This is a genomic window from Methanomicrobiales archaeon (assembly GCA_030019205.1).
In the GTDB taxonomy this organism is placed as follows: domain Archaea; phylum Halobacteriota; class Methanomicrobia; order Methanomicrobiales; family JACTUA01; genus JASEFH01.
In genome coordinates, this window is the sequence record JASEFH010000042.1 from 1 (window position 1) to 7,967 (window position 7,967).

8 protein-coding genes are annotated in these 7,967 nt (G+C 63.5%); 2 read left to right on the forward strand and 6 right to left on the reverse strand.

Going from position 1 to position 7,967, the window contains the following annotated elements:
- Positions 1 to 365: PAS domain-containing protein (locus QMC96_12880; GenBank protein ID MDI6877649.1), on the forward strand; the 365-nt coding region annotated here is incomplete at its 5' end.
- 434 nt (positions 366 to 799) lie between these two features.
- Here QMC96_12880 and QMC96_12885 read toward each other — a convergent pair.
- From QMC96_12885 to QMC96_12900, 4 genes are all read right to left on the reverse strand, one after another.
- The gene (locus QMC96_12885; GenBank protein ID MDI6877650.1) at positions 800 to 940 is read right to left on the reverse strand and encodes a hypothetical protein; all 141 of its coding nucleotides are present in this window, start codon (positions 938 to 940) and stop codon (positions 800 to 802) included.
- A 489-nt stretch (positions 941 to 1,429) separates the two neighbouring features.
- On the reverse strand, positions 1,430 to 2,275 hold the full coding sequence (locus tag QMC96_12890) for an AAA family ATPase (protein ID MDI6877651.1): 846 nt from the start codon (positions 2,273 to 2,275) through the stop codon (positions 1,430 to 1,432).
- 4 nt (positions 2,276 to 2,279) lie between these two features.
- Entirely contained in the window at positions 2,280 to 3,626 is a 1,347-nt protein-coding gene (locus QMC96_12895; GenBank protein MDI6877652.1) for a nitrogenase component 1, read from the reverse strand.
- Positions 3,607 to 5,028 (reverse strand): nitrogenase component 1, encoded by a 1,422-nt coding sequence (locus QMC96_12900; protein ID MDI6877653.1) that lies wholly within the window; start codon positions 5,026 to 5,028, stop codon positions 3,607 to 3,609. The genes QMC96_12895 and QMC96_12900 overlap by 20 nt, the downstream gene beginning before the upstream one ends.
- A 486-nt stretch (positions 5,029 to 5,514) precedes the next feature.
- Between QMC96_12900 and QMC96_12905 the strand changes: the two genes are divergently transcribed.
- Positions 5,515 to 7,071 (forward strand): potassium/proton antiporter, encoded by a 1,557-nt coding sequence (locus QMC96_12905; protein MDI6877654.1) that lies wholly within the window; start codon positions 5,515 to 5,517, stop codon positions 7,069 to 7,071.
- Positions 7,072 to 7,341: 270 nt separating this feature from the next.
- Here QMC96_12905 and QMC96_12910 read toward each other — a convergent pair whose 3' ends face one another.
- The gene (locus QMC96_12910) at positions 7,342 to 7,473 is read right to left on the reverse strand and encodes a DUF1328 domain-containing protein (GenBank protein ID MDI6877655.1); all 132 of its coding nucleotides are present in this window, start codon (positions 7,471 to 7,473) and stop codon (positions 7,342 to 7,344) included.
- 27 nt (positions 7,474 to 7,500) lie between these two features.
- Positions 7,501 to 7,967 (reverse strand): PRC-barrel domain-containing protein (locus QMC96_12915; protein ID MDI6877656.1); only part of this gene is annotated, 467 nt, incomplete at its 5' end.

Below are 7,967 nucleotides of genomic sequence, written 5' to 3' on the forward strand. Positions count from 1 at the left end.
TCCGCCGCAGCGAACAGCGGTTCACCGAGGTGCTCGATGCTTCCCCGGTCCCGGCAGCCCTGCTCGATCACGGGGGACGGCACCTCTACCTCAACCGGGCGTTCACCGAACGCTTCGGGTATACCCTGGCAGACACCCCCACCGAAAATGAGTGGTTCGAGCGGGCCTTCCCGGACGCCGGGTACCGACAGTCCGTGATCGCGGACTGGAAGACAGACCTCGAGCAGTCGGGCAGCGAAGAGATTGCCTCCCGGATTTATCGGGTGCAGTGCAAGAACGGCGCGGAGAAAACCGTCCGTTTCTGTCCGGTCGCCCTCACCGATGGAAACCGGTACATCACCTGCGAAGAGGTCGGCGTCGGCTGAAAAGATCGAATATGGTGTACGTATGGGTCGAATTCAACAGGGGTTGCATTTTCGATATATAACCCGGAGGAATTATGCGAGAGGATATATACGAAACGCTGCGACCATGTCGACGACCTTAGGCCCGTGCATACCAAGGTGCACCTATAACAGCTGGCAAATGTAAATTCACAATACTTATCGCGGGTAAAATTATTCCCCCTTATCATGTATAGGCAATGGGTATTGTGGGTCGTGATTCCGCTACTCGTTCTTGCAGCCGGGTGCACGATAGCGCCTGGATCCCGATCGCCCGCGGAACCAGCATCGGGATCGCTTGAAATTTCTTCGACTCCGCCCGGATCCGAGGTATACCTGGATAGGGTATATCGGGGAACTACCCCCTGCAGTATTCCCGATGTGGCCAGCGGATCGCATACACTCGAACTCCGGTATCATACGTATGTTCCATGGTCGACCACCGTTGAGATCCAGAGCGGCATGAACCTGACCATGAACGCAACCCTCGCTCCTCTTGCCGTTCTGACGACGATTCCTACAACCGTGCCGACCACGGTGCCTACTGCGGTACCCACGCCTGAGCCCCCGGCCGTTGTCGGATGCTGGCAATTGGAGGTTGACAAAGGCGGCGTAGGTGTGATTCTCCTGGAATTGGAATCGGGTGGAACCGGCTGGTACACCGAAGGAACCGTGTCGGGAAGAATAACCTGGTCTCAAGATCATACCACAGGTGTTGTTACAGTTTCTCTTGCGAATCCCAGATATCCTGGCGAAATCAACCGGATGAATTTCGACTACGATGAAGACGCTGACACGTTAACGTACCTTGGCAGTAATCCTATACCCTTCCAGCGGGTGCCATGTTAAGACGATACCCTCTATTTTTTCAGGAATCGCTGAGATGGTATTCGTGGCTGCTTGCAGGATGGAGCCGCAGGGTGAGGCCACAACGGCGTCAGGTGGCGGTTCGAGATATACCCGGGAATGGAAATAGGGGAAGCGGTTCGAACCTCCCTGACCATTGATGTCGCAACCGGCAAGCGGTATTCCGGGATAGGCAGCTCTCACTTCTTCACGAGGTGCTCCCGGTACATCGTCTCCAGCTCGGCGAGCTCGGCTATAGGGGTCGGAATCACCCGTGTGTCGTTCGCCAGGATCGCCCGTGCAAGGTTCCGGAAGATCTCCGCTTCGCGGGAGTCGGGAGCGTACTCCACGACAGCCCGCCCCTCCATCTCGCCGGCCTGGATCACCGGACTCCGGGGGACGAACTGGACGAACGCGGTCCCCAGCCTCTGTGCAAATGCCGGGATCACGGCGCGCTCTAGCGCCTCGTCGCCGTTGCTGTTGCAGACGATCCCCGCGAGCCCGGTATCGCCCCGCAGGCCCAGGCGCTGCACGGCCCGGGCGATGTTGTTCGCGGCGTAGATGCTCATGAACCCGCCGGAGCAGACCAGGTAGATCTCCCGTGCGAACCCCTCGCGGATCGGCATCGAGAACCCCCCGCAGACGACGTCCCCGAGCACGTCGTAGATCGCCACGTCGATTCCGTAGGTCTCGAATGCATCGAGGTCTTTTAAGATCTGCAGCGCGGTCAGCACGCCGCGTCCGGCGCAGCCGACCCCCGGCTCCGGCCCGCCGGCCTCGACCAGGTAGATCCCGCCCGGCGATCGGTAGACGATGCGGTCGAGGTCGATGGCATACTCGTCCTTCCCGACCCGCAGCTTCTCGCGGTGCTCCTCCAGGACCGCGGGGATGAACCGCCCCCCGGCCAGGATCCGGGTCGAGTCTCTCTTGGGATCGCAGCCCACCTGCATCACCGTCTGCCCCATCTCGTTCAGGGCCGCCGACAGGTTCGAGGCGATCGTGCTCTTGCCGATGCCCCCCTTGCCGTATATCGCGATCTGTTTCATCCATTCACCACCTTGCCTCGTATCTCTTCTCTCTCGAACGCCATGCCATCGTCCACTCGTTCTGGACGCACTCGAAGAGGTCCAGGATGCCGGTATACCCGAAGTACTCCCGGTCGATCATCCGGAACTGGCGCATCATCTTCACCACCTCGACGACATGCGACACACCCAGCCCCTCGCTCGCGTGCCGTTCGATCGTGCTACCGAAGACGACCTTCGGTTTTGTCTCCGCTAACGCCTGCCGCGTCCTGTACACGTCCGTGCCGTACACGACCGTCGGGGCAAGATCGAGATCGTCCAGTTCCCGCTCCAGCAGGTCGCGGACGGAGCGCTGCGAGGTGTAGAGGGCGACGAGATCCGGCGTCATCTCCATGTCCTCGGTGACGAACCGCACAAGCGGGATCCCCACGGTGGCATCCGCCACGATGGCAGCCGGTGTGCGGTAGAAGAACCGGGCCATCGGCCACTTGCGGCGGCACGTCGCCATCGCCATCCGTTCGCCCTCCACGACCATGCTCTCCGCCGTCTTCTGCGCATCGAACCGCTCCCCCAGCGCCGTCAGCCAGCGCTCCGTGTTGGTCATACCGATGGGGAGCGGAATCCCTCCGCAGACCTGCTCGATGCCATGGGCCGCGGAGAGGTGATCCGCCGCCTTCTGCCCGGCGTCGTGGCTCAGCAGGAGCGACGCCTCCGCAGACGCCGCATGCTCCAGCTCGGCGAGCGGGGTGCGGTGCGTGAGCGTGGCGACGACACGGATGCCCATCTGTGCGAGAACCCCTTTCACCCAGTCCAGATCGGCGATCCAGGTCGGATTGGCATTCGCGTGGGGGGCGATGAGGCAGACGGAGTTCGGGATCTTCTCGCCGCTCCTGTTCACGAGATGCTTCAGCATCGCGTCCAGGGCGATATCGATGCCGTCGTACTGCGACCCCCGGAAGCCGGCGCACTCGATCGGGATGAGCCTGAACTTCAATTCGGGCTGCAGGGTCTCGCAGACCGCGACGATGTCGTCGCCGACGATCTCCGGGCCGCAGGCGCTGAGCACGAAAAGGGCGGAGATGGGGAGGTCCTTTGCCTCGAGGATGGTGCGTTCGAGGAGCTCCTCCCCGCCGTGCACGATCTCGTCCACGCAGAGCTTGGTGCAGAGCGTTATTACCTCCATGTAGTCGCACGCCTGCCATGCAAAGGCGTTGTTCACCAGGTACTCGCATCCCTGCGGCGAATGGGCGAGCAGGGCGGAGCCGGCGACGCCGAGCGCCGTCTGGGCAGCGCCATGGAAGGCGCAGCGGAGGTACGGGTCCCGGCACTTCTCCGGCTCCGGCGTCTTCCGTCTACTTCGTCCGTGTTCCATAGAGCATTCCCCGAAAGAGGCGCGATCGCGGTAGATCTTTATTCTCGAGCGCCTGCCGCACCAGGGCGGCGATGTTCCGGATTCCCCGGAAGCCGTACTGGGGCTGGAACCCCGGGTTCATGAGCGTCAGGTTCACCACCGGGCAGGGGGGGAACCGCCCGGAGTTCCCGAAGAAGACGACGTCGTCGTACCCCTGCACGATCGCCTCCAGCTCCTCCTCGGTCTCTTTCGACGAGCGGAAGCTGCCCAGGTGGAAGAGCCCCCTGGTGAGGATGACCTCCGGGTTGACGCCCGTCTCAAGGATGTACTGGATGCTGGGCATCCGCTCCTTGATCGTGTAGGGATGGACGTTGACCACGACCGGGCGGGCGCCGAACTCCTCCGCCATCCGGGCGAGCGAGAGGGCACGGATCGGTCCCGGGAACTCCGATATCTCGATGACGGCGGTCTTTCCCTCGAGGGCGCCTTTGAGGTAGGCCAGATCCGCCTCCACCGCCCGGGTCTCCCGCTCGATCACCTCCAGCGCCCGCTTCTCCAGGCCCAGGGGTCCTGCGATCCCGAGGAGCCACTCCCGTGTCGCCTCCAGCCCGTAGGGCTGCCCCGTGCGGCTGTAGGGGATGCCGAACCGTTCCTGCATCCGGTCGCCCAGCTTCTGCCCCCAGTCGTAGCACCACGAGGCGTTCAGCTCCACCTCGCGGGCATGTTTGATCTGCTCGACGGTGCAGCCGCCCGCGATGACGGCGTTTATTCTGATCCCGACCTCGGAAAGAAGCCGCTCTACCTCGTCCAGGTCCCAGTCGAACTCTGTCGGGGTGGGTCCCCAGCGGGCCCCCAGGATATTGACCGTCCCCTTCATCGTCGTCTTCGGGGGCTCCATGAGATCCATGATGAGCCGGAACGCGTCCTCGTAGCCGCTCCGGAAGTCGCCGCCGAACCCCTCACTGCGGAGCGCCAGCACCCGGCAGCCGACCGTCCTCTCCGCCTCGCGGGCGATGTTCTCGACGTCGTCGCCGATGATCCCGGAGCAGCAGCAGGAGAGGATGACGATGAGGTCGGGGCGATACTTCGCGTACGCCTCCTTCACCGCTTCCAGGAGTTTTCCCTCGCCGCCGTAGATGACGTTGCTCTCGTCGAGGGAGGTGCAGGCGGTGGGTTCGAGGGGAACGCCGCGGATCTCGCAGCACTCCCGCGTCCTGACAAAGTCGGACATATAAAGCGGGCAGCCCGTGGGGCCGTGCACCAGGGGGACCACGTGCCGTATTCCGTTTATCACGTAGTAGGCCGTGAAAAATTTGCACATGGGGGCGTGCGATGCCTGCAATTTGGGGATCATCTCGCCGCTTTCCACGTTCCCCAGCAGTTGCCGCAGGTTGCCGCGAAATACAATGGAATCACTCTGCATGATGCATACACTTGAATTATCGCCCACAGTGAATATAGGTTTGTGGCACCCTGCGAATCCTGAAAACGCCAGGCTATCGTTTACCTCTCCCGGCTAACGGGGTGGCGTCACCGCTATCGCACTCTTCAGCAACCCATTGCCAGCCCATAAACGCATGGCTCACCGGGCAGGGATTCTCCCGATCGGGGCCGCTTGGGACACGATCGCATGAGATGCAGGAATGCCTGCAGCATCGATGGATATGGCATGGGATCGTGCCGATACCACGGCCGGTGCAGCGGGATAGCAATGACGCCCTGCCGCGTTCCTTGACAATTGCATTCGCTCCAGTAGATCCCGCTCAGTCCGCAGATCTGCGGATCCTCACCCTCAAGGGCAGCTTTTTTTAGATTTGAGGGCAATAAAATAGATGATCCATCGCAGCATGAGCGACCCCGCGGGCCAATCCCCCGCCCCGCCCTTCCAGAATAGTGCAGGTCAACAGTTATGGTAGCAATCGAGATCATCCTTGCCGGCGCAGCCGCCCTCGTCCTCATCAGCATCTTCGCCAACAAGATCTCCGAGTGGCTCGGCGTTCCCGCCCTGCTGATCTTCCTCCTGGTCGGCATGCTGGCGGGTTCCGAGGGGCCGGGGGGCATCTACTTCGACGATCCCTTCATCGCCCAGTCGATCGGCGTCGTCGCGCTCGCCTACATCCTCTTCTCCGGCGGTATCGACACCCGCTGGTCCGAGGTCCGCCCGGTGCTCGTCCGCGGCGCGGTGCTCGCCACCGTCGGCGTCCTCCTGACAGCGTTCCTGCTCGGGGCGTTCGCGACCCTGGTGCTGGGTTTCTCCCCGCTGGAGGGGCTTCTCCTGGCCGCCGTCGTCTCCTCGACCGACGCCGCGGCGGTCTTCTCGATCCTGCGGACCCGACGGGCGAGCATGAAGGGTATCCTGCGCCCCTTGCTCGAGCTCGAGTCCGGGAGCAACGACCCGATGGCGATCTTCCTCACCGTCGGCGTCATCTCGCTCATCCTGATCCCCGAGCGGTCCGCGCTCACCCTGGTACCGCTCTTCATCCAGCAGATGGCGGTCGGCGGTCTGTTCGGCTACGGGATGGGGTGGCTGACGGTGCACCTGATCAACCGCCTCAAACTCGAGTTCGAGGGGCTCTACCCGGTGCTCACCCTCACCATGGTGCTGCTGACCTACGGCGTGACGGCGTCGCTGGGGGGGAGCGGATTCATCGCAGTCTACATCTGCGGACTGGTCCTGGGCAACAGCACCTTTGTCCACAAGAACAGCCTGATCCGCTTCCACGAGGGTATCGCCTGGCTGATGCAGATCACGCTCTTCCTGACCCTGGGCCTGCTGGTCTTCCCCTCGCACCTCCTGCCCCTGATCGTCCCGGGGATCCTGATCGCCCTCTTCCTGATCTTCATCGCCCGCCCGGTCGCCGTGCTCCTCTGCCTCCTCCCCTGGCGGATGGACATGCGGGAGAAGGTCATGGTATCCTGGGTGGGGCTGCGGGGCGCCGTCCCGATCGTGCTGGCGACGTTCCCGCTCCTCGCCGGCGTCCCCCAGGCTGATATCATCTTCAACCTGGTCTTCTTCATCGTCCTCATATCGGCGCTGCTGCACGGCACCTCCATCCCCCTGGTCGCCCAGTGGCTGGACGTCGCGGCGCCGCTCCGCAGCACTCGCGGACTGGCGATGGATATCGCGCCGGAGAGCGACGCCCCCAGCGAACTGATCGAGCTCACCGTGCCACCGGGCGCCGCCGTGGCCGGGAAGCAGATCGTCGACCTGGGGCTGCCCCCGGGCGCCCTGATCATCCTGATGGAGAAGAAGTCCGAGCGGTTCGTCCCCAACGGCAGCACGGTGCTGGAGGCGGGCGACAACCTCCTCATCCTGGCTGGAGGCCCTCTTGCCGATGAGGTGCGGGCGAGATTCTCGGCTGAAACCCCCCCGCGGGAGGCGACCGCCGGGGAATATTCAGCGATGCCGAAGAGAACTGACAGCACGGCCAACGGGCCGCTCGATGGCGAGGATGACCTCACATGAGCCTGTTCCCACCCGTATGCAGATCCTGTAGAGAGCGCGGGAGTGCCGGGCGGCCACGCTGGCACGACGACGCTTCGGTACGGGAGCCTGCGGCAGACCGCTGAAGATCGCGCACCTGTGGGTCCCGGAGCGGGATCGGCATGCAGGCTGCGGGCCCGCTGACGCGGGCCTTCGCATGCCCGATATCGAGAGCTGTTCTGCAGGGGGACCGGCGTGCATATGCGCCCCTTCCTGCCGGACGCGGTTACCAAAAAAGAGAGCCGACCAGCTCTACAAGAGCAGCGCTATTATTGCCGGGATGACGAACGCGATCACCAGCCACTTGGCCATATCGAACGACATTCCCGCGGTACCGCCGTAGCCGAACGGCGCGAAGATGATCGCCAATTCGTGCAGCGCCATCGCCTGCACGCGCTGTTTTCACCGCTCCTAGCGGCGCTCTGTCCTTTCGGTCTCGATCGTCTGGACGGGCACGTACTCCGTCCGCTGGACGGGGACGTAGCGCGTCGTCACACGCGCCGGCGGGGCCCGCCTCCCCTCCGCGGCATGTTCGGGCTCCTCGAGGCTAACGATCTGGCGGCTTCGGTAGGGCTCAGGCTCCACCTCGCGTCCCCGTTCTGCCGTGCCCCCCTCCTCGAGGTACCACTCCACCTCCTCGGTCATGGGCCAGTGGTCCGGGTCGAATCCCGGCGCCCGGTCGAGCTCCTCCTTTGTCAGGTCCAGTATCCAGTAGTCCTCCCCCGGCACCTGGGCGAACCGCTCCCAGGGGATTGCAAAGAATTTCTCGCCTATACCCAGCACGCCGCCGTAGGACAGCACCGCGTACGCGATGCGGCCCGTTGCAACGTCCAGCATGATCTCGTGCACCTCGCCCAGATCCTCGCCCGCCGCATTCC